Source organism: Synechococcus sp. WH 7805 (genome assembly GCF_000153285.1).
Lineage (GTDB): Bacteria > Cyanobacteriota > Cyanobacteriia > PCC-6307 > Cyanobiaceae > Synechococcus_C.
Window position 1 is genome coordinate 1,472,894 of the sequence record NZ_CH724168.1, and the last position, 22,661, is coordinate 1,495,554.

At 54.3% G+C, this 22,661-nt stretch carries 19 protein-coding genes; 13 read left to right on the plus strand and 6 right to left on the minus strand.

The features are described from left to right. Position 1: 1 nt before the first annotated feature. Genes WH7805_RS07790 through WH7805_RS13870 form a run of 4 tightly spaced genes read left to right on the plus strand, consistent with a single transcriptional unit; the run spans position 2 to position 3,974 of the window. The gene (locus tag WH7805_RS07790) at positions 2-1,375 is read left to right on the plus strand and encodes a glycosyltransferase (protein WP_006042493.1); all 1,374 of its coding nucleotides are present in this window, start codon (positions 2-4) and stop codon (positions 1,373-1,375) included. Positions 1,376-1,418: 43 nt separating this feature from the next. Beyond that, complete coding sequence (locus WH7805_RS07795; RefSeq protein ID WP_006042494.1) at positions 1,419-2,339, plus strand: sulfotransferase; 921 nt, start codon at positions 1,419-1,421, stop codon at positions 2,337-2,339. Positions 2,340-2,385: 46 nt separating this feature from the next. Then, positions 2,386-3,225, plus strand: a complete 840-nt coding sequence (locus WH7805_RS07800) for a hypothetical protein (RefSeq protein WP_006042495.1) — start codon at positions 2,386-2,388, stop codon at positions 3,223-3,225. A gap of 23 nt (positions 3,226-3,248) precedes the next feature. Next, positions 3,249-3,974 (plus strand): sulfotransferase family 2 domain-containing protein, encoded by a 726-nt coding sequence (locus WH7805_RS13870; protein WP_071933693.1) that lies wholly within the window; start codon positions 3,249-3,251, stop codon positions 3,972-3,974. Between the two features lie 23 nt (positions 3,975-3,997). Here the strand turns inward: WH7805_RS13870 and WH7805_RS14405 are convergent, their stop codons facing one another. Beyond that, positions 3,998-4,762: a hypothetical protein gene (locus tag WH7805_RS14405; RefSeq protein ID WP_156783647.1), complete on the minus strand. Its 765-nt coding sequence runs from the start codon at positions 4,760-4,762 to the stop codon at positions 3,998-4,000. 327 nt (positions 4,763-5,089) lie between these two features. Further along, entirely contained in the window at positions 5,090-6,256 is a 1,167-nt protein-coding gene (locus tag WH7805_RS07805) for a hypothetical protein (protein ID WP_006042497.1), read from the minus strand. A gap of 298 nt (positions 6,257-6,554) precedes the next feature. On the opposite strand from WH7805_RS07805, the gene WH7805_RS07810 reads away from it, so the two are divergent. Beyond that, positions 6,555-7,415, plus strand: coding sequence for a sulfotransferase family 2 domain-containing protein (locus WH7805_RS07810; protein ID WP_038004544.1), 861 nt, complete (start codon positions 6,555-6,557; stop codon positions 7,413-7,415). Here WH7805_RS07810 and WH7805_RS07815 read toward each other — a convergent pair. Beyond that, positions 7,394-8,386: a tetratricopeptide repeat protein gene (locus WH7805_RS07815; RefSeq protein ID WP_006042499.1), complete on the minus strand. Its 993-nt coding sequence runs from the start codon at positions 8,384-8,386 to the stop codon at positions 7,394-7,396. The two genes, WH7805_RS07810 and WH7805_RS07815, sit on opposite strands and share 22 nt — an antisense overlap. Positions 8,387-8,599: 213 nt before the next feature. Between WH7805_RS07815 and WH7805_RS07820 the strand changes: the two genes are divergently transcribed. The 5 genes from WH7805_RS07820 (at position 8,600) to WH7805_RS13560 (ending at position 14,624) form a co-directional block, all read left to right on the plus strand. Then, on the plus strand, positions 8,600-9,586 hold the full coding sequence (locus tag WH7805_RS07820; RefSeq protein WP_006042500.1) for a glycosyltransferase family A protein: 987 nt from the start codon (positions 8,600-8,602) through the stop codon (positions 9,584-9,586). After that, entirely contained in the window at positions 9,583-11,097 is a 1,515-nt protein-coding gene (locus WH7805_RS07825; RefSeq protein ID WP_006042501.1) for a DUF563 domain-containing protein, read from the plus strand. The genes WH7805_RS07820 and WH7805_RS07825 overlap by 4 nt, the downstream gene beginning before the upstream one ends. Next, positions 11,094-12,224 (plus strand): lipopolysaccharide assembly protein LapB, encoded by a 1,131-nt coding sequence (locus tag WH7805_RS07830; protein WP_006042502.1) that lies wholly within the window; start codon positions 11,094-11,096, stop codon positions 12,222-12,224. The genes WH7805_RS07825 and WH7805_RS07830 overlap by 4 nt, the downstream gene beginning before the upstream one ends. Then, on the plus strand, positions 12,221-13,702 hold the full coding sequence (locus WH7805_RS07835; protein WP_006042503.1) for a sulfotransferase domain-containing protein: 1,482 nt from the start codon (positions 12,221-12,223) through the stop codon (positions 13,700-13,702). The genes WH7805_RS07830 and WH7805_RS07835 overlap by 4 nt, the downstream gene beginning before the upstream one ends. A 67-nt stretch (positions 13,703-13,769) precedes the next feature. Then, positions 13,770-14,624: a calcium-binding protein gene (locus tag WH7805_RS13560; protein WP_006042504.1), complete on the plus strand. Its 855-nt coding sequence runs from the start codon at positions 13,770-13,772 to the stop codon at positions 14,622-14,624. A 752-nt stretch (positions 14,625-15,376) separates the two neighbouring features. Here the strand turns inward: WH7805_RS13560 and WH7805_RS07845 are convergent. Together WH7805_RS07845 and WH7805_RS07850 are read right to left on the minus strand one after the other, a co-directional pair. Then, positions 15,377-16,435, minus strand: coding sequence for a hypothetical protein (locus WH7805_RS07845; protein WP_006042505.1), 1,059 nt, complete (start codon positions 16,433-16,435; stop codon positions 15,377-15,379). Continuing rightward, positions 16,435-17,115 carry a hypothetical protein gene (locus tag WH7805_RS07850; protein ID WP_006042506.1) on the minus strand — a complete coding sequence of 227 codons (681 nt, stop codon included), beginning with the start codon at positions 17,113-17,115 and terminating at the stop codon, positions 16,435-16,437. Before WH7805_RS07850 ends, WH7805_RS07845 begins: the two co-directional genes overlap by 1 nt. Before the next feature lie 84 nt (positions 17,116-17,199). On the opposite strand from WH7805_RS07850, the gene WH7805_RS07855 reads away from it, so the two are divergent. Then, positions 17,200-18,360, plus strand: a complete 1,161-nt coding sequence (locus WH7805_RS07855; protein ID WP_006042507.1) for a glycosyltransferase family 4 protein — start codon at positions 17,200-17,202, stop codon at positions 18,358-18,360. Here the strand turns inward: WH7805_RS07855 and WH7805_RS14410 are convergent. Continuing rightward, positions 18,269-19,024: a M48 family metallopeptidase gene (locus WH7805_RS14410; RefSeq protein ID WP_156783649.1), complete on the minus strand. Its 756-nt coding sequence runs from the start codon at positions 19,022-19,024 to the stop codon at positions 18,269-18,271. The two genes, WH7805_RS07855 and WH7805_RS14410, sit on opposite strands and share 92 nt — an antisense overlap. Here WH7805_RS14410 and WH7805_RS07865 point away from each other — a divergent pair. Further along, complete coding sequence (locus tag WH7805_RS07865; RefSeq protein ID WP_156783650.1) at positions 19,023-19,652, plus strand: hypothetical protein; 630 nt, start codon at positions 19,023-19,025, stop codon at positions 19,650-19,652. The two genes, WH7805_RS14410 and WH7805_RS07865, sit on opposite strands and share 2 nt — an antisense overlap. Next, the gene (locus WH7805_RS07870) at positions 19,649-22,627 is read left to right on the plus strand and encodes a peptidase domain-containing ABC transporter (RefSeq protein ID WP_006042510.1); all 2,979 of its coding nucleotides are present in this window, start codon (positions 19,649-19,651) and stop codon (positions 22,625-22,627) included. The genes WH7805_RS07865 and WH7805_RS07870 overlap by 4 nt, the downstream gene beginning before the upstream one ends. Positions 22,628-22,661 lie beyond the last annotated feature (34 nt).

Genomic DNA, 22,661 nt, shown 5'->3' on the forward strand with positions numbered 1-22,661 from the left:
CGTGAGCCCCACTGCCACGTATCAGGAGATCCTCCAGGATGGCGAGGATGTGCTGTTCGCCACCGATCGCCACGGCTGGGTGCAGGCGCTTGAACGACTGATCCACAACCCCCAGCTTCGCTCCCAGCTGGCCGTCAACGCCCAGCAACGGGCGAAAGCGCTGTTCGGACAAGCCCAGGGACAACGCTTCTGGGAAGAGCTTGATCAGAACGATGCCAACGCCCAAGCCCCGTCTCGACGCCGCAAACAGCTGGTCATCAACTGTTTCTTTGCGCCTCAGTCCGTGGGCGGCGCAACCCGGGTAGCTCAGAACCGAGTGAAAGAGCTTTTGGCTCAGGAGAATGCGCCAGACGTCACCGTGCTGTGTGTGGATCTCTCCCCCTGGCAAGGGGCTCCTTCAGCAGGAGCCATGCCGCTTGATATCCACAGCTGGCACGGGGCCAGGGTCGTACGCCTGAGCGTGCCACCGAAACCCTGGGACTGGCATTTCGATGGTGAGGTCGAAGCGTTCTGCCGCGATTGGTTCGAGCGGGAGGGCTTCGATGCCATTGAAGCTCACTCCATGCAGATCATCACGGCTGCTCCACTGAGCGTGGCCAAAGAGATGGGAATCCCTTACACCGTGGTCCTGCATGACGGCTGGTGGCTCAGCCAGCTGCAGTTTCTGACACGCGACGACGGAACCGCCGTGGACCCAATCGACCCTCTGTCCGCGATCGACAGCGATGCACCCGACGCCAGCAAAGAGGCAGCACGCTCCCGCCGCCGCGATCTCTTTGCCTTGCTCGATGGTGCACAGGAGCGACTGGCTGTCTCCGACACCTTCGCCGACTTGCATCGCAGGGCCGGAGTGCGCGGCATGGGCGTGCGCACCAACACAGTGGCCCAGCCGGAAGAACAGGAATTAAAACAATGCCGCCAACGCAAGCCAGATGATCCCATCGAGATCTGCATGGTTGGCGGGATGGCCGTGCACAAGGGCTATGCCGTCTTCAGGGCGGCCGTGCAGCAGGCCGGTCTCGGCACCAAGGCCAGAGTCACGGTGATCGACCATCGCCTCGATGAGGGCGACCCCAGCTACAGCCTGCAATGGGGCAAAACGCCTGTGCAGTTCTGTGCACCCATTCCAATGGCACAGATGAATGGCTTCTACGCGTCCCAGGACGTTCTGGTCGCACCATCAATCTGGCCGGAGAGCTTTGGCTTGGTCACCCGTGAGGCTCTGCAGCTGGGTCTTTGGGTGATTGCCAGCGATATCGGCGCCCTGGCCCAACCCATCCAAGATGGAATCAATGGCCGCAAAGTGGAAGCCAGGAACGTGGAGCAACTCGCCAAAGCCCTGCAAGAGACCCTCCACATCCAATCCAACCGCTGACAATCAACGAACCCTCACTGTCAAATCACCACCAGCCCGACCGTTGACTGACTCATCACCCACCGACACCTCCCAGAGCTTGCTGCTTGGCGTTGGCTCTCAACGAGCCGGTTCAACCCTGCTCTACCGGCTGCTGCATCAAAGCGTGAAGGGTCTGTTCATGCATCCCGTAAAGGAGCTGCATGTGTTTGATTCCCTCCATCATCTCCGTCCTCGCAAGGCGTTGCAGAGCTTCTCCAAGAATCAACTCCAGCGGCTGAGGAATCAACATGGTGACTTGGCCACAGCTCAGGCGAAAGGAAGCAAACGCCTGATCTGTGAAATTCGCACCAACACAATTTTCAGCGAACGTGACATCAGCGAAGTGAATTATTTGGATTTATTCCGACCTTGTCTGATGCATCACCAATGGATTGGGGAGGTGACTCCGGAATACATGCTGCTTAGTGAAGAGCAACTCCAGGGAGTCCATGATCAGTTCGCAGGTCACGTTGTGCCTGTGCTGATGGTTCGGAACCCTGCCAAACGGTTCCTCTCGGCTTACAAACTGCGGCACTTTTACATGCGGCCCGCCGAACAACCCATGCCTGAGAATGATGCATTGCTGAGCAACCTCAACCTGCTGCTTGATCAAGGAGAGGAGGATGGATGGGTTAGAGCTCAACTGCGCTTCAATCAGTACCGTGAAGCGCAACAACGCCTGCAAGCAGTGTTTGGAGATCGAGCCCTCGTGCTGAGCCTCGACACGTTGACGCAGCAGCCAGAGAAAGCCTTTCAAGCCCTTGAAGACCGCACCGGCCTGGTTGTGGATCGCCCCTTAGCTGAAACATGTCTGCAACAAAAAGTGAACGAGACAGATATCAAGCTCTCTCTGGACCCAGACACAACTGAAAAAATGAAAACATTTTTTGCCGGGGCCTTAGAAGATGCAGAACAGCTCTGCGGAGAGCATTTAAAGCTTTAGCTTTTCACTGCGACATCAAACAAACTTCCATCAAAATCCCAAGCCAATGTTCATTAAAGTTTTTGGAGAACGCAACACCGGTACCCACTTCCTCATCAAACTGCTCCGCAACAATACCAATGCAGAGCTGCTAGTTCACCCAGATGGGGCAAGTGAAGCGTCACGCAGAAACCTTGAACACATCATCACTTGCAATCCAAACCTTACAAAGGGAAATCCAGCTCTTCGGTCTATAATATTAGAACGCTTGATTGACAGCGATCGCGCAAAAGATATACCTGAGCTTTATGGATGGAAACATGCCGCAGTCAGTAGCAATCAACTCAAGCAGAATCCAAAATTCGAACAAACCCTCTTCATCTGCCTCATTCGCAATCCGTGGCGTTTTGTTTCAGCTCTACACAGACGCCCATACAATCTATTCCCTCAACCATCCGAGGATCTGACTGATTTTATTCAGCAACCAATCCTAACGAACGCTCGCGACAATCTCGTTGAATCATACCTAAGCTCTCCAGTTGAACTGTGGAACAGAAAAACAGAATCTTACCTTGAACTCAAGAAAAACTGTCCAACCAACGTTGCAATCGCCTATTACGAAGATATAATCTGCGATGTTTCCAGATTTTTGAACAATTTACAATTTTTCTGCGAAGTCAAATCACCGCCTAAGGTCCCAAGCCGTTCGACAAAGCGAGATACAAAAACTCATGAGCGGGACGAAAAAACATTTTCTGACTATAAGAATGAGGTTGAGCAATACTCTCCCTTGACGTCCCTTGGGGAGAAGGCATGTAGCTTAATTGCCGAACGCATTGATCTCGATGTGTTCCAAAAGACATATTATGCGCAACACCCTCAGTACTCCAAACACATTCTCTCTTAAACACGAAGCAAATAGCAATTCCAATGCCTATCTTTCACGAAGCAAAGCTCATTCATGTTCACAACCCCCGCTGTGGAGGAACTTCAATCAATGACGCAATTCTCACGAGCTTGGGACTGCCAGTTTCTACTTTTAGCCCTCAAACAGTCTCCTATCATTATTTATATGGCAACCATAAAACTTCAAGCAACTGTTACGAACTTGACCATCTGTGCTTCGCGTTGATTCGAGAAGCCGCACCAAAATGGATCTTCGATGAATACAAATCATTTGTTATCGTAAGACATCCCTGGGATCGATTTGTTTCTGAGTACACGCGGAAAGTATCGCAAAAGTGCAAGCGATTTATCAGCCCGCAAGATAAATCGTTTGAGGCTTATTGTCAAAACTTTATTCAAAAAGCAAATCGAAAATACTCTGAATCTGACCCCTATCAGTTTCAAGGAGTAAGCCACTTCTATGGATGCCATTTTTTACCTCAATATCTCTACGCCGGCCTTGAATCATCCTTTGACATCGCAAAACCGCTGGTCATAGACATCAAAGAGATTAACCAAAAGTTGCCCTCGCTTTGTGGCAAATTCTCCGAAAAGGTAAAATACGAATTACATAAACCACGTAATAGCCATCAACAAAAAATTTCAGACGAAGTCAGACATCAGATCGATACGATTAATCCTGAAATACGAAACAAAGTCGATGATTTCTACCGCCTTGACTATGAGTTGCTTGGATACGAACGGCGATAGTTCAATCCTTAAGCTTTGATCGACTATGATGGGTAAAAGTATTGCTCTAGGCTTTTAAAATGTTGATTATAAAAGCCTAAAGCTTTGTCGCCGTATCCGTCAAAGGAGCTTTTTCGAAACTCACCAGTTGAATGGGGTGGCAATTCTTTCATAAAGATTGGGGATGCATTCATCAGATGAGAAGCATCTATCTGATACCCATCATGGGACATAGTAGATGCAAGGGTCTCAAAATATGAGGCAGTTCCATCCGTAAAAAGATCTTCGGTTTTAAGAACACTAAAATTTAAATCAGAAGATTTTAGAAACTCAGCATTCATCAACCAACGCTGTGGCAAATACCAAGCAAAACCAAAGTGTTTCATGGTCAGAATAAGACGATCATCGGCATTATCGGTTTCAAGCAGTGCACTATTTAATGTTCGATCCCCTAAGTGCTTATAAATCCTGTTTTTGCTCCACCGCTCAGGACTTTTGACATGATAAGACGATGCAGATCTGAAAAAAGATGCAGGATGCCTGACGACTAAAAAGAAACGGGTTTTTTCTGGATCTAAATGCTTTAAGAGCTTAAGTATAGAAATTGGATCAAAATTTCTGCATCTTAGGTTAAGAAAATCTCCCTTGACATTTGCCAAACTGTTTGGTGTTTCTCCGGGCAATTGTTTGGACGAGCTTAGATCAACTGACTGAAGATTTGAAAATGTGGGATCTTTTGTAAAAACAGATTCAAAAAAATGATTGCCACATTTATGTGTCACAAAAAACACATTGGCAGGACGTTTCATTTGCTCGCCGACATATGAACTGACTCTACCGCAACATGTGACAAGAACCAAAAGTTGGCTCGATTGAGACTCAGCCAGGGTCAGAACAAGCAACAAGATCGGTTGGTCCTGAAACGCATGACGTCAAGGGCCTGGTCACCTATTGACAAGCAACATGATCTCATCAAATAACGAATAAACGATAACAGCAAAGGATTGAAAATAAAACCATCAGACAATGATATTCAACCAATACACCCTCCCAGTGCAACCTGCATTCCTATCGACAAAAAGCTAAGACGAGGCAATTGAATTACAATGATTCTGATTAGATTGATCGCGGCAACATTACTTGTGCCGCGATAATATTTCCTGTATAATTTGTTGATTCCATTGCTCCATAGAGTCCTTCAGAAGGTGTGTTTCCTTCCTTTTTTGAACCACCAGTTGAGGCATCTCCTTTGCAAATGCACTCACCTGAGACTGATCACATGAGTCGATGATAATCGATGCCATATCTTTGAATTCAGGATACAACGGATAATCATTTAAATACAGCACTGGTAGTTTAAAATTAATGCAGAGATTAATGGCTCCACTCACCTTTGTGTAATCTCCTTTAACGGCTAAGCTGTTAGAAACGGCCAAGTCTGAACCAAGAAGGCAAGAAAAAAGCTGTTCATAGCTCATAAAAGGAGCGCCATCCGAGGTTAAGGATATGCACGGACATTCGAAGTATTTCAAAAGATTTTGGGATGCCAAATCATCCATAAACCTCTTACCCTCATCGCCTGAAATACCTCCAGCAATGACAAATGTTGGCTCAACACTCAGCGTCTCTTGCGAAAGCAAAGACTTCGCAAAATCAATCAATAAACCATAATCGCGTCTTGCGTAGGCAACTCGGCCTGGAACAACGATTCGTAAATCATTGCTGTTGTTAACCTCTCGTCCTTGAAGACCTTGACGCTTGGAAAGGTCCGAAAGAGGTGGAAGATAAAATTTTAGTGGCTTGATCTTTTCAGCATGGAGCGAAAATGCATCCACCATTCCATCTGAAAATACAACAGACGTGACCGATGACAATCCTGCCAAGACACGGGATAATTTGCCATTTCTTGCATCGTGAACAAAGGCATAGAGATGCATACCTATTTCTTGACAATATTCAAACATCGGCGATGGCTTCTTCGCAAATGTCGTCCAAAACATGATTGGCAAAGAATATTCCTTGTTCAGATAAATTAGTTTCTTGACTTTATTTCCCATCACGCCGAGCCAGAAAACCCGATTGCATGGAGGGGGCGGATTAAGCGTCTTTAATTTTGTAGACTGTTCGATATAAATTTGATGGTGCTCAACATGCAAACTCTGAAATAGGTCTCCTCGTTTTTCACGTAGTTCATTGTTGATATAAACATCAGCATAGATTCCCAAGCGATTTAACGCCAAAATCAATGGAACTGTGCATTCATCATGCCCTGCGAGAATTTGGGCAATACCAACCCGTTTCATAGCACAAACCTTTTAATGATTATACATCAGGGTCACGCGATCACACACTTCCTCCCCTGATGAATTCGAAACTTGAATAAGTCTAATTAAAACCGATTGAGCTCTTTTTGAAAGCAAGGAGGTCATCGACACTGGAGACTGCTCTCTGCACAATGTGGCTTCATTACCTCAGAACCGACCAGCAGGCTCGTGCGACCTCTCAGCAAGCATAAGAGCGACTGCCCCAATCGATATATGTTATCATTAACTATCTAGCTTAAATAGAATGCATTTTTATTATCTCCCTTCAAGAAAAACGATGATCTTGTGGGCTGAAAAATGTGCTTGCACATCGCTAGTTTACTGGATTGATCATAATTTTGAAGAACTCTCAGAGTGCACAGACAAACCAAGAGCCTATTTGGGTAGAGAAGGTTATGGCAACTACGACTTCAGCGAAGCAAAAGAATTGCTTTTAAATAATGTTCAGATCGACCATTTAATCGTTTCTCACCGCGATCCGGTCAAAAGGATGACAAGCAGCTTCGTGAACAAGTTTTTGATTCGCGGAGAGCAAGGCCTTGTATTACCTGAGGACCCTAAAAAGCTGCAGAAATTCGCAAAGAGCTTTCTTAAAACATTTATAGCACTTCAGCGCAAGGAACAAGATGAAAGCAAAACTAAAAAACGCAAGAGAAAGAGAGTGAATTATGCAAAAGCCGTCAATAAACTCTCGCTAAAAAAATTCATTTTAACAATCACTCATCCAACCATTGACCGCAATGATTTAAATGGGCACTTTGCGCCGCAACTCGCTAACAAAAAGCAGTGGAACCTTTACAATAATATTGTAAAATACTCCAAAGCAGTTTACCCTCTCAGGGTAGAAAGTTTTGATGAAGACCTTAAATATATTAATCAAAGTATGGGGTTTGAGGATTTCCTTCCGGAAAAAAAGAACTCCACTCGACTGCCGATTGAAGAATGGACATTTTCCGATCAGCCTGAAGCGAGTGTCTTCACCCTGGCTGACTTGTGCAGTAAAAAACTTGTTCCAAAGAGTGCATCACTTAAGCAGCTGCTCACCACGAACTCGAACCTTCAGAAAAGATTCAAAAATACTTTTAAATTCGATTATCAACTAGTTCAACATTTGAATCATTTAAGTAATTCCCGATAGAGAAGTGCAGCTTCTCTGTAATCTCCTACTGATTCCAACCCATCAGCCAGTGCCTGGATGACCTGACTCTCCGATGGGTGAACTGCCCTCAGTTCACGTAACAATTGAAGAGCTTCTTTCTGAATCAGCCCATCATTCTCACCTAATTTGAGACCCTGAGTGGCGCACTTCAAGGCGCGTTCAATGGGCACAGAATCCGGTAACTGTGCTAACCAGCTCCGGTGAAGTTGTAGAGAGACTAACGGCCGACCTGCCTTCCCTTCCGCCGAGGAGAGATTGCGGAACAACGCTGATTGTGACTTCTCATCAATCTGATCCAATCCTGCTGTCCAAACCCCCCGCAGGAACTCAAGAGCAGCATCCACATTCTGGTTGGCAAGGTGGGCAGCACCCACATTGATCTGTAGATCCAAGGATTGAGGGTCCTTAACGAGTGCTGCTTCAAAGCTCTTCAAGCTATCCGCAGGTTTTCCCAAAACCATCTGAGTCTTGCCCAGCAAGGCCAAGCCTGAAGCCGGCAGCTGGCCCTTGGTTTGATCAGCCAGCGCTTTCAAACCCGCCATCACCTGAAGGGCCGTCTTGGCCGACAACTCATCCGAAAGTTCAGCGATCTGAGCTTCCAGTTGATCTTGATCAACGGATGGAGACGCAGGTGCTGGAGATGCAGAGGGCTCGACAGGCTGCACTGCGGGTTCAGCAGCAACTGGCTTGTCAGTGAGCACATCCGCCGCTTCCAGCAGACCGTGCAATGCGTCCTGGTCAGCGCTGCCTTTAAGAGCGGGAGAGACCGCACCACCCTGAAGCTGCTGTTGCAACGACTCACGTTCAGCCAGCAAGAGGGCCACCGCCTGGCGATAGAAGGGAACCGCCAGCTCCATGGCCCCCCGCTGATTCATCGACTCAGCCAGCTCGTAATAACGATCGGCCATCGCGCCACTGGGTTGGCTGGTTTGTTCGGCGTCAGAAGGCATCGGTGACACTTTGGAAGGAGTAGGTGAAGATTGAAAAGTATTGGTCTCAGCCTGAGATCTGCGACTGCGGCGCCGAACCCGTGTCACGGAAGACGGCGCAGAGGCCCGTTGAACAGCTCTGCGGCGCGATGAGCGTGGCATATCCAGCCGAAAATCCCAAGAATTCTCGCAGCCATCCGGCAGAGTGCTGTTTCGACTCAATCCGCCCTTGCGATGCCATCCGCCACCCCCAGCGTGTCCGTGGTGGTGCCAATGCGCGATGCAACTCCATGGCTGCCGAGTTTGCTGGCGGCACTTGTTCACGACTGGGACACGGGCTTCGAGTTGGTGGTGGTCGATGACGGAAGCCAAGACGGTAGTGCTGATCTCATTCGTCAGCTCTGTGCCCACTGGCCTACGGAACGTTGGCAACTGCTCGAGGGCAAAGGAGAAGGTGTTTCCTCAGCCCGCAACCAAGGCATCATGGCCAGCCGAGCCGCCGTGATTGCCTTTCTCGACGCCGACGATCGCCCCTTCGCCGGACGACTCAGCAAGCCCTTGCATCACCTGGCGTCCAACCCCCATCTCAGCCATGTGCACGGGGGCTGGTGGCGCTGCAACGCCCAGGGTGAGCGGCAGCAACCCGTTCGCCCCTGGGACGAGGGGGCTGGATTCAGCTGGCACCAATTCATGGAACATAAAGCCGTTCTGCCAAGCGCCTGGACCGTCCGCCGATCCGCTCTCCTGCAGGTGGGAGGTTTCAATCCAGCCCTGCGCCACTCCGAAGATGTCGATCTGATCCTTCGCTTGGCAGCAGCAGGGCACCAAGGAGACTGGATTCATGAACCGCTTGTGCGCTATCGCATTCACTCTGGCAATGCCAGCGGTCGACTGGAACCCCAACTCAAGGGCCTTCTGTCGGTGATCGATCATCACCTCAACACCCTTCCGAATCCACAGGTGGGATGGGCCAAGGACCAGCGCTACAGCACAGCCACCTGGGCTGCATGGCAAGCGTGGCAAGCTGGAAACTCCAGCCTGGCACTGCAATTGCTTAAAGGTGCCATGGCATCTTGCCCCTATCCCCTCGTGCGCCGTCCGGTGCACTTGATCGAAGCCATGCACCGCAGCAGCATGCGGATCGGCGCTCCATTCAATCGTGAGCACTTGTTAGCCAGCGCATTCTGGCGGCAGGCGGAATCCATGCTTCTGCAGCGATGAGCCCAACCCGGGAGACTGCTTCAAGCCTCCATGCCCAGGCCCTGGCCGACCTGGAAGCTGGACGACCGCTGGCCACCTTGAAAGCATGGCAAGCGCTGCTCCAGCAGGACAGCGCAGCAGTGCATCGCCATCTGCAAGCCGCAGCTGCAACTCTGAAAACCGATCCTGTGGCCTCGATCAGTCGGCAGGCGATCCAACTGGCCCATGAGCTGCTGGTCCACACGCCCACAGACACAGAAGTGCACCAGCTCGGAAGGCTGCTGCAGAGCTGGGGAGAAGTGGCACTGCCGGAAGTGCCCTCACGAGCTGTGCAATTGCTCGAACGGGCCTGGAGCTGTGGCCGCAACGACCGGCTCGATCAGATGCTCGCCGACCTGCATGCACGGCTTGGCTATGGAAGCGGGGCCCATTGGCTGGCGGCACCCAGCGATCCCCCGGAACCTTGGCCGATCGTGCCCTGTCAAGCCTCGGGATGCGTCGATTGCCAGGCGCTACCACCCCCTGAGGATCCTCCCCTTTATCTCCATGCGATCCCAAACGGTCGCATCTGGGTGCAACGACATCGCAACGTCTGGTCGCACAGCCACGGTGTGGCCGTGATCAACCAAAACAGTTGCTACGAAACAAACCTCTGCCGCCATTACCCCTGGCCATGGCCTGGTTGTCGCCACCAGGAAGCCTTCGGACCGCTCAGTCTTCAGATGTTGCAAGCGGCGGAATCAACCCTGTCGAAAGCCCAAGTCGTTGATAGCCCCGTTCTCGCTGTCGCTGAACTTTCCGGAGAAATGTTCTTTCACTGGCAACTGGAGCTGCTTCCCAGATTGGGGCGCGTTTGGGGGGAAGCGCTCAAGCGCTGGCCCAACCTGCGTGTCTGGCATAACGGGGGGGACAAGTCGTATGTGAGAGATGGTCTGGAACGACTGGGGATCAACCGCAGCCGCCTCCTTCCTGGTTGCGATCACCTGTCGGCGAGCACGCTGATCGTGCCTGGCTTTGCCAGCAGTTTCGGCAAACCTTCATCGGCGAACCTCGCCTGGCTGGAACGCTTCTGGGATCTCCCAGGTCCATCCAAAGCCACCAGAGCGACGGCGGCGAAGGGCAGCACTCGCCTCTGGTTCGGCAGACCTGGAGCCTTGCACCGAACGGTGATCGGGGAACAACACTGGAGTACCAAGTTGCGTGCACCCTTCATGCAGCAAGGCAGCATCCGCGAACAGCAGGCTCAGGTGATGCAGACCGATCTCGTGATCGCACCTCATGGGGCTGGTATGGCCAATCTTTTGGCTGCTCCCGTTGGGAGTGAAGTGATTGAGCTGGTGAATCCCGCCTATCAACCGCCTTATTTCGACGGATTGATCGCCCGCCGACAGCTCCGACACCGCAAACTGGAGACACGCCCTACCCCCTTGCCCCTGCAGGAATGGCTGTATGCAGGTCCTCTGGCTTTCCCCATTGATCTTGGAACTGAGTCAAGCCCTGCCGCAGAAGCTCTGGCATCATTGACTTCATGAGCAGTTCGAGGATTTCAGAAGAGTTGCGGCAGGCTCTGGCCCGCCTGGCTGAGGAGACAACTCCAGATCCAGTACTGCTCGAACGCATTGCCCGCTGGCGTCGAGCCTGCGGTGATGCCGAAACGGCCGCGCAGTGGCAAACCTGGAGTCTCCTGCCTCCCAGCTCCGAAGAACTGCGTCCTGCGCTCGCCAGACTTTTGGGAGCAATCGGTGAAAACCAACAGGCAGTACAACTGCTCTCAGACTCTGACCAACGCCACAGCTGGGAACGCCTGGCGGTTTTGCTTGAGCGCAAAAAATTCAAACAAGCTGCATCACTTCAGAAAAAACTGCTGAGCGACCCACCTGAATTGGCCGAAAATGATCTGGTCAAATTGCTGAATCAATGGCTGGAGGCTGAGCATTTCACGGAAGCCCTCAATCTGCTTCACCCGTTGCTCATAGCGATGCAAAAGCGAGGTGACACGCTGTCATCCCGGCTCTGCTGCTCCATGGCCGATCTGCTTGAAAAGCAAGAGCGCTTCAACGAAGCCCAGTCCTGGTGGACGCAAGCGCATACCCTGCAACCGCAACAGGTTTGGCCTCTGATGCGTCTGGGATACCAGGCCCTGCGTCAACAGCAACCAACACTTGCCTTTCACTACGCCAGGCAAACCCTGAAAAGAGATCCACAACACGCATTTGCTCCTGAGCTTCAACGCAAAGCGCTCCAGGCAATGCGCGCCGAACGCTCGCTCGCCCTGCTGGACGGTCAGGAACCACCCGCCTTACCGTCCTTTCAGGCCTGTTCCCCATTCCCCGATGAATGTGTTCTGAACTGCCGGACGCTTGTTTTGGTCTCCCTTGAGGATCCAAATGTCCTGAAGGTCTGGGCCGACCAGCTCGACTCGACAGCGGCGAGCCAAACACGCCTTTATCTCATCAACAGCCATGACCCTCTTTGGCTTGAGCAACAGGCCCAACGCCTCCTTCCCAACACGCGGATTGATCTCTGGCCCAGTTGGGACCCTGAACGCCATGGCGACGTTGATCTCGTTCTGACAGCCGATCCAGGTGAAAGGATTCCAAACACCAACGCTCAGATCTGGCGTTATGACCCACAAACAGAGAACTGGAACGCACAGTGACGAGTGACTCGTTGCCAGCGCTCTGGCCAATCTTGCGGCGCCAAGCCCGTCGGGGAAATCTCAATGCGTCACAGGTGTTCTCCCTACAGCGAGCGTTTCAGCAGAAACCCAACTGGAAACGACTGGATCGTTGGCTCAAGCCACTTCTCACTGAAGCTGTTCGCGCAGACGACCGGCAGACAGCGATTTTGCAGACAGGAATCTGGCTTCGCCAGATGCGCGAATTTGAACGGGCTCATCACTGCCTGGACCTCCTGAACTGGCGCAAAGCACGGGGTCAGGCCTTTCTGCAGCGCGGCCTTGTCCTGCAGCAACTGAATCAGATTGATGCAGCCCAAAAAGCCTTACGTCGCTCCTGTCGTGATGGAAGCAGCTTTGCCGTTGCGAGTTATCACCTCGGCTTGCTTCATCGCTCCACAGGAGAGTTCGATCAAGCCGCACGCTGGCTGCTGCGCTCACTCAAACGGGATGCGAATCCCGCCCACGTGCACACCGTGCTCCAGTACTGCCGCTGCAGCGATGACATGCTGCGACCCATCGTGAGGTTCTATGAACAGCTTCATCGACGCCATCCAGAGCGCGCCTTGCCGCTCCAGCAACTGAGCTTGTACCAGCAGCGCCAGGGAGATCTCATCCAAGCGGGGAAAACAGCTCAAAAGTCTGTGCGCCTGGAGCTTGGACAAAGGACAAGCTTGTTAGCAGACGAAGACCTGGCACCGACCCCTCCCGACTTCCTCGTTTTGGGTGTACCCAAAGGAGGAACCACATCGCTCTTCGCCTGGTTACGCGAACACCCCCAGATCTGGGGACATCCGCGCAAGGAACTGCACTTCTTCGATGGCGATTACCACCTCGGAGAAGCGTGGTACTGCGCCCAATTTCCGCGCTTTCAAGACGGCAGCGGAATCTTGCGCGGAGAAGCCACACCCAATGTCTTCAGCCACCCAGAGGCCCCAGCGCGGGTCACCCAGTTGATCCCGGATGTCAAGACGATGGTGCTCCTCCGCGATCCTCTTGAGCGCGCTGTGAGCTGGGTCCAGCACCTACAACGCCTCGAGGGACTGGAAGGCAGCGTGGAGTCCTGGCTGAGCCAAGAGCTGGAATCATTGCAATCACTCGATGCCGACACCCTGGCCAGATCGGGGCGGATCGGCACTGGAGCGCTCCAGGACAGCCTTTACGACATCCACCTCCAGCGATGGCGATCATCTCTGCCGAGTTCCCAGCAGCTACTCGTGATCTCAAGCGAGCGGCTCTTCTCCCAGCCAAGCCCCCAGCTGAGTGAAGTACTGGGGTTTCTTGGCCTTGACTCCGATCCTGAGCCCTGGATGCAGGCGTGGGTAGCCCGCAACGTGAATCCTGGACGCAGGAGCACACTCCCGAAATCCCTGGAATCAGAGCTCAGAGCCTTCCTGCAAAGCCATTGTCAGCAATCCGCGACAGAAACCAAGGAATCACCAGTGGGATGGTTCGAGTAGTGCATACCAAGCGTTACAGAACCTGTGATTTCCTTTAATTTCGGACCGAAGCATTTCCCTCTTCAACGTGTCCATTTTCATTACGCCCGTTCCGGCTCTTGACGCCGCCGCGGCCGAAAATCCGGCAGCTGGGTCCTCCAGCACCGGTGTCTCTGGCGACAGTTTTGTAGTAACCGATCCCACCAGCGGCCCCATTGAAATCAATGGCCCTGGTGATGGCGGCGCCATCCTCGCTGCCTCAGGTGTTAACAACGCCAACGTCCTTCTTGACGGTGCTGTCGGTGACGAGATTGTTATCACCACAGCATTTGATGCTGCCGGAAACGCCCTTGATGGCTCAGGTTCAGCCTTCCAGGTTGCTGAGGATTTCGATGGCGCTGTCATCGCTAACCTCGATGGTGCTCCCATTTCAGGCGCTAGCGTTGACCTGAGTATCGAAACTGAAGAAGGCACGATTGCTGACGCAGCAGGCGGCACGATCGAAGAAGGCGGACTCGGAGGTGACTTCGCCTACTACATCAATGGTGGTGCAGGCCCCGACCAGCTCGGTGGATCTGCAGGTAGCGACTTCATTCGTGGCGGCGCTGGCGACGACAGGATCAACGCAGGTGCTGGCGATGATCTGGTTCGTGTTGGCTCCGGCAGCGACTCCGTCACTCTGGGTGCAGGTGCCGACACGGTGTACTGGACCGTTGACCAGTTCGAAGGTGATTCCGTCAACATCATCACCGACTTCACGTCCGGTGAAGACAAGATTGCCATCGAAGCTGATGTATTCAGCCGTGTCGAAGTTGACTTCGCTGAAGACGGTCAATCTTTCACCGTCACTCTTCTGAACGAGTCCGGCGAAGTCGAGGGAACCACTGAAGTCATCTCCGAAGGCGATGCATTCGAATTCCCCGATGATTTCCAGATCGTTTGATCTCAAACATCTACTATTGCATTACTGATTAGAGTTATGCTCTTCAAGGGGGTGCCAAGGGTGCCCCTTTTTTATGTCTCCAAAATGTAGCCGAAGAGCAATGACTATACACAACCAGGCGAGACTATTCAGAATCAACTGTGCTCACCAACTACCAACTCATTTGCCTCAAGCGAATGTTCTTTTTCACCATACTGATGCAAAGCAAACTCGAATAGCCTGAGGCTGCATTCACATTTGAGAAGATGAGGGCCGATCGATTTGGCTCATATCACCCTTCAACCGGCTTCGCCTTCAACAATGCTTCAGACGGGATCATGCGCAAAGGCGCGGGTAGCAGCCTGGCTCCAAAGAAACGCGGGAATGACCCCCAACCCTTGGCGAAGGGGATTTCGTCAATACCATCACTGATTTACCTGCAGAGACGACCATCGATCTCAATAAAATATTGGCCGTGAATGTAGAATTGAATTCATTAAAAGGGATCAAGACCTCACCATCACTTCGCTCAACATCTCCGGCGATCCGATCAACCACTGAAGCTATCTCAGAATCAGCTTACCCGATATTCTCGCCAATTACGATTAAATCTATTCAGTATATTGATAAATAGTGCTCTTAAAATACCAAACTTTGAATAATCAGCATCACCTTTTCAAAGCAGTTTAGCGCAGATCAAGAGCATGATCTATCACTACAAATGAACAGCATCAAAGTCGCCACTCGCTCAACACAATCGCTGTTTTCTCCGCTCATCCCGCAAAGCCGGTCACCGGTGGCCGCAGGTAATCCACCAATTCGTCAGGATCCACCAGCGACACCTGCCCGCCAGCCACCAGCAAGGGATCCAGCATCTGATTCACGTTGCTTTCCATCAGCCATCGCTTCAGAAAGGGGCAGCCATCTAACAGCAGAGGAATGGCCCAATAGTGAGCTGGCGATACGTAATTCAATGAACTCAAGCCGGTGCTCAGCAGCTGCTGCTGAATCCACTGGGACGCCTCCTTGGAACAGTGAAGCTGAAGCTGCTCCAAGAGATGGGCACTGGCCAATTGGGCCCGGAGCCGACTCACTGGGTGAAGCGCCCGCAGGGCAACACCCTGATGAAGCAACAACTGAGACAAACCGATTTCTCCATCACGAATGGCAATGGTCATGCCTCCCCAGCCCGGATAGGTAGCCCAGTACGACTCCCACCAGGGTTGTTGCAAGATCGCCCCGGGCAGATTCAAGGCATAACTCTGCAAGTGATAGCCGTTCTGGAAGGAATCACTGAAACCCACCACCGACGCATCACGCGCGTCGAGAAACATCGGCCAGCTACTCCCCTCAAGGTCCACCACGGGGTAAACACTGTCATTGAGCATCACCAGTCGCTCGATGCTCTCCGAGAGACCACGGTGGCGCAACATCAGCCAACCATCCTGAAAAGCCCCGAAATCGCGTCCTTCATTCCGGCGTCGCAGCCAACCGATCTCTTGTGAATCACACCAGGCCAGTGCCGCTGCATCGAGATGGTCGCTGAGAAGCAAAACCTGCCAGCCGCGCCCCCGCAGATCCGCCAGTTCACGGCGAATGCAGCGCTGCAACCAACCCCTTGGATGGAAATGGGAAAACAGAACCAAGTGATCGAGCTTGGACGAATCCGTACCCGGCAACCGCACCTCCTGAATGCGATCGAGAGCATTGATCGAACGAAGGCGATCGCGATTACGACGGGCCTGAATGGGGCCAATCATTCGCTCCCACGACGCCTGACTGCGGTTCAAACCCAGCCGCAGATTCCGTTTCAGAACGCTGCGAAACCCCATCAGATCGGCTCCTTGGTGAAGTAATGCCCCGGCAGAAAAGCCGTACCTGTATTCAAACTGGTGGCATCCGTACGGAAGGCTTCAGTGGAAAAGCGCTCGGGAACAAAGCGGAAGTCAATGCTCGCCACCGAAACCCCTTCACGATTCAACGGACAGCCATGCAAGCGATCGATGTGGTCGAACAGGATTAATTCACCAGCATCAAGCTCGAGAGGGTCAAAACAGTGGCTGCCAGCATCTCGCTCCACATGCAAAGCAGCACTGCCCTTCATGACAGTGAGCGCACAAATGGCATTGAATTCGTAATTACTATGCCCAAAATCTGAATCACGATGATAATTGCCAACCCAACGATTCCCTGGCAAACCAAATCGATACGTGGGAATACGCTGCACAAAACAGGGCTCTCCGATGACCTCGACCACGCGTCGGCAGAGCGCTAGGTAAAGCTGCTCCTGTTCGGCATGTTGCGAATAAAACTGTTGGTGGGTCTCCGTGGTGTTATCCGAACCAGGCAGAAACAAGGGATAAGGACCGACGTGTTCATGCAAGGCAGCCAGTGGAAGACCAATAGAGCTGGCAACAGCCGTCGCGAACCGTGCCCCCTCAAGCGTCCCGGTGATGCGGTGCCGATGCAGGTCTCGACGGCGTTGCTCAGCAGACTCCCGTTGCGATTGCATCGTCAACCCCAGGTATTCATCGTCAGGTCATCGGTCAAATGACCCTCGTTTGGGCATTATCACGCATGGGTTTAGACCGAAGCCATGCACGTGCGTTTTTATGGCCACCTCCGCGCTGGCTTTGGGCTCGCCGGAGGAGCCCGGGCCACGGCCCGCTGCCTGCAGGCCGCAGGCTGCACCCTCGACTACGTGGATCTGGCACTGGCCAGTCATGCCGCAGTGCAAGCCATGCCGCAGGACACGTCATGCCTAGACCAGCAGCAGATCACCCCTCAAGTGGACCTGGTCCACACCAACCCCAACATCCTCGCCAGCAATCCTGAACTGCTCCAACGCCAACCCCTCAGCGCACCCCTGCGCATCGGTTACTGGGCCTGGGAGCTTGAAGCGTTTCCTGATGGATGGGAGCGCTTCTTTGGCGACTACGACGAAATCTGGTGCCCCAGCAGTTTCACGGCACAGTCCCTCGCTCTGCGATCACCGATTCCAGTGATCGCCTTACCCCATCTCCCCGACTGGTCGCACCTGGACGAACGCCGCCGACTGCGTCAGCAACAGCGCCGCCAACGCCAAGACCGGCTCCCTTTCACCTTTCTCACGCTCTTCGATTTCTGGAGCACTCCGGAGCGCAAAAACCCGGAAGCGGTGATCCGCGCCTTCCAAAAGGCCTTTCCCAGACATGCGCAGGATCAACCCTCGGTTCAGCTGCTGATCAAAGCCAGCAGCGCCGAACAGTTTCCGGAACAGGCCATGGCCATGGATGCCCTGACAGCGGGCGATCCGCGCATCCGCTGGATCAAGGCCTTGCTGAGCAATGAGCAGCTCGATGCGCTCTACGACGAAGCCGACGCCCTCGTCAGCCTGCACCGCGCCGAAGGATTCGGGCTCACTCTTGCCGAAGCGATGGCGTTGGGTATGCCCGTGATCGCCACGGGCTACTCCGGCAACCTCGATTTCATGCCGCCGGGCAGTGCAGCACTGATTCCCTGGCAGCTCCAGCCTCTGGAACGGAGCTATGGCGACTACCTCGCTGGTTGCCACTGGGCTGAACCCGATCTCTCAGCTGCTGCAGCGGCCATGCGCCGCCTCGCCGGAAACCCCGGCCATGCAGAACAACTCGGGGATGCAGGCAGCCGATTGGTCAGGGAGCGGCTCAGCCCCCACCGCTTGGCTGCGGTCGTGAGGCAGCGCCTCGGCCGTTGGTGGCTGCCGAACGCGACAACGGCAAAAGATTCAAGCGCTTGAGGCGTTCTTGCAGTGCCTGTTCCCAGGCTGTCAGCCCTGCTGGCTGTGCCGCGGCCTCCCGCAGCAGATCGCAGACCTGATCGATGTCCATTCCGTAACAAGCCGCTTTCAGCAAACGCTGGCGACAGTCACCATCCGCCAACCCCCAGCTTTGCAGCGTTTGCACGAGGGCTGGACCTGGCACCAACAAAGCCGCTTGCCGGGCACCATCCCAGGCCGCGTCCGGCATCCCTGTGGCCAGTTGCCGCCAACGCTTCAGCTCCCCCAGGGCCAACCGAGGATCCTGGCGATCCAACACTTGCAGCAGATTGCGAAAACTGAGCGGACTGTCGGAACCTTCCTGGAGCGAGAGGCGATAAGAGCGCACGGCATCATCGAGCTGATTCAGGCCCCGATAGGCATCACCAAGCTTGTGCTGCACCCAGAAACTGCGCTGAGGGTGGCTGGCAAACGGCTTCAAAACCTCCAGGCATCCCAGGTAATCTCCTTGCATCAGCAAGGTGAAACCGAGGTGGTCCCACACATCCACCCCTGCCGAAGGGTTGAGCTGGATGAGTCGACGCAGCAACCCTTCCGCCGCTTCCCAGTCAGCCTCTTGAATCGCCTCATACGCAGCCCTTCTGACTGCATCAACTCGGTTCTGCACGTCCAGCACTGAACCCATGAATCAGCCTTCCCCATCTCATCACATCTCATCAATCTCTCTGGAGTGGCCTAGTACCGAAGTGCTTGATGCCCTTGAAAGCACCCAACTGCTCACCCTCTGGCTCGGACGGACCATCGAACGTCTCATCGCCGTTGATTGCACCCTGGAGGAATGGCAGGTGGCCCACTTCTCCAATCAGGCCCACGATCAATTTCTCGAAAAAGGATCAGCGCTCGACCGATTCTGCTTCTCGGTGCTGCAAACCAAGGATGCCAATCTTGCGCAGGAGTGGGCCTTTCGGCTGCAAGAAGGCGATGTCAGTTTTGCCCAACTGGCTCCGCTATCGATTGGCCGTAGCCGTGAGACCGGTGGCCGACTTGGCCCGCTGCGCCTCGAAGATCTGGACGCGCCTCTCGACCGGCTACTCCTGCGTATCACTCCGGGAGTGATTCAGCCACCCTTGCAGCTTGGCAACGGGCGCACGATTGTGCTTCGGCTCGATAGCCGCCAACCGGCTCAATGGGACGGGAATGACAGACTTGACCTGATTCAGCGGCTGTATCGCCGCTGGCTGACTGACACCATCAAATCGCTCCAGGCTGGGGAGCCCAAGCCGGGGTCTACCTGTTCCATTCCCCTGCCATGAGCGAAAACGTCACCGCACTGCCGATTCCTCTTCAGAACTTTCTGGCCTCCCAGCGGGCCAAGCTGGAATGGCTGAGGTACCGCACCGGTCAACCACTGCTGCAGTCCGACAGACTTCCCCACCAGGTGATGTTCATCGCCGAAGGAGCTGTTCGTCTCATCGGTGACGACCCTGCAAGCGGACCCTTCACCCTGGCGCGTTTGTTCACCGGTGAGGCCATCGGTTGGTGCGGGCTGGTGCGCAACCGCCCCTGCGAAGCGGTGACCGCCATGGAGCCGACCGTCGTAGCGGCCCTGCCCGCGCGTCAGTTTCTCCAACTCCTACCGAGTGATCCAACCCTTCAGAAGGGATGCCTGGAGCCGGCCAGAAGTGAGCTTGCGGAGCTGCTGATGGCCTGGATCAGCCGCCAACCCCATCGCTACAGCGATCTCCCAGGACTGTTCACAGAACTCTGGCGCCCGGGTGCCCTCCAGTTGCTGAGCGGCGAAGCGCTGAGCAGCGCCTGCCCCCTAGATGACAACTGGCTCTGGCTTCCCAGTGCTCCTCTGACGCCCCGGGCACCCCTCGGTGTAGCCATCGAACACTGGTCCCCCTCCAAGGAGTCGCGCGAGTTACCACTCGGAGGCCGTCTGCTCGGCATCCGCCGAGACGCCTTGAACGAAGCCCTGGCCGTCCGGGCCACCCGACCGAGTACGAGCCGCGCCAGCTCGGGATCAGCTCCTGAACCGCTCTGGCAAAGCGCCCGAGATGCGGAGGAGCTTCCCGATCCCATCGCCCCATCCAGCCTGGGGCTCACGGACTACACCCTGCGCATTCCTCAGATGCGCGGGCGTGCCGAAGGGAGTCTTGAAACTGCATTGATCTGCCTGCAGCGCCTCTCCAACCGCTACCGCTTCCCCTTTCCTCGTGAAACAGCGCGGATGCTGCTCAGCGACTGTGAATCACGGCTGGGTGGGATCACGCTTCTGCATCTGGGTCAGCTCCTGGAGAGTCTGGGCCTCGAGGTTCGCCCCCTCGCTGCACCCACCAACAGCCTGCACCGGCTGGAGACGCCGTCGTTGCTGAAGCTCGATGATCGCTTCGTTCTGGTGGAAGAAGCGAGTGCGCGCGGCCTGGTGCTGGCCGACCCCACAGACGGCATCCGCAAACTCAGCCCAGCGCAACTGAAACAGTGGGGTGAAGGCCCACTCCAGTTGATGCTGATCCGCCCTGCGGAATCCAGCGAAAGCGATCAACTGGCCACGCGGTTCGACTTGAGCTGGTTCTGGGAAGTCATTCGCCCATACCGCCCACAGCTGCTGCTGATTTTCATCAGCGGATTTGTGCAGAAGGTGCTGGATACATTCTTCATCCTTCTGATCATGCAGATCATCGATGTGGTGATCATCACCAGAGATCTGGGCCTGCTCTGGCCGATCGTCGGCGTCATGAGCCTTCTGATCGGTGTCAAGGCTGTGCTCGCCCTGTTGAACAACGTGCTGACCACCGACCTTTCAGACCGGATCGATACCAACCTCGGCGGTCAGATGGTGGGGCATCTGTTCCGTCTGCCAATGCGCTTCTTTGATCGGCGCACGGTCGGCGACCTCGCCAACCGCTTCAATGACCTGCGCAAGGTGCGGGCCTTTCTCACAGGCACCGTGATCGACACCGCCATTGATGTGCTGTTCATTCCAATGCTGGCGATCATCCTGCTGTCGATCTCACCCCTGATGACCTTGGTTGTGATGATCAAGGTTCCGTTGATGTTCTTCAACACCTGGTTCACTTCCAAAGTGATTAAACGCCTGATCAGCCGCCGCAATCGCGCCTGGTCGAAATCGCAGGGGTTCCTTGTGGAGTGCCTCACAGCCATCCGCACGCTGAAAACACAGAACTTCGCCACGCAGGCCCGCTGGCAATGGCTCAGCCGCTACCGAATCTTCACCGGTGAAGATTTCAAGGTTGGTCAAATGAAGACCATTTCCGGAGAAATCAACAAACTGATTCCCAAGGCGAGCCGCGTCGCCTTGATCCTGACCGGAGCTATTCTTGCAATCAACGGCGAGGGATCTGTAGGGGCCATTTTTATTTTCATGATTCTGGGTGGAACTATCGCCGGCTCGATGGTGTCGTTATCAACCGTTTCAGATCAGTACCAAGAAGCACGTGCCGCCATGGACTCCCTGGCCGATGTACTCAGTCAGAAAGCGGAAGATTCACTTGCCAGCGGCTCGATGCTGCCGCTGCCGTCCGTGACAGGTCGTGTTGATTTCGAAAAGGTGTCGTTCTCCTATGGCCTGAACGGACAGAGCCAAATGGATCATTTCGATGTGTCCATCGACGCGGGCCAAGTGGTCGGACTGGTGGGAACCAGCGGCAGCGGCAAAAGCACCTTGGTGCAGCTCCTTGATGGCCTCTACAAACCTGATGAAGGCCGGGTCTTCGTCGATGGTGTTGATATCAGCAAGGTTCAGATCGGCAGTCTGCGGCGCCAGCTGGGCTTCGTACCGCAGGAATCGATCCTGTTTGACGGCACGGTGATGGACAACCTGCGCCTGAACATGCCGGATGCGCCCTACGAGGCCGTGGTGCAGGCCGCCACCGTGGCCTGTGCTCACGAATTCATCATGACGCTGCCTGACGGCTACAACACCCAGGTGGGCGAACGCGGTGGCGGTCTCTCCGGCGGCCAGAAGCAGCGAATTGCCATTGCCCGGATGGTGCTTCAGAACCCACGCATGATCATTCTCGATGAGGCCACCTCGGCCCTCGACCCCACCACAGAAACCCTTGTCCTGCGCCGCCTGCGCCAACGGTTCACGAACCAGACCATGATTGTGGTCACGCACCGGCTCGGTTGCCTGCGAAGCGCTGACAGAATACTCATGCTCGACCGCGGTGTGCTGGTGGAGCAGGGCAGTTGGAACGAGTTGATGGCCTTGCAAGGCGCCTTTGCCAAGCTGGCGCAGCAGCAGGAAGCTGTTGTGGTCTGAGCGGTCTGCCCCGCAATCCGGTAGCTCAAGAGCC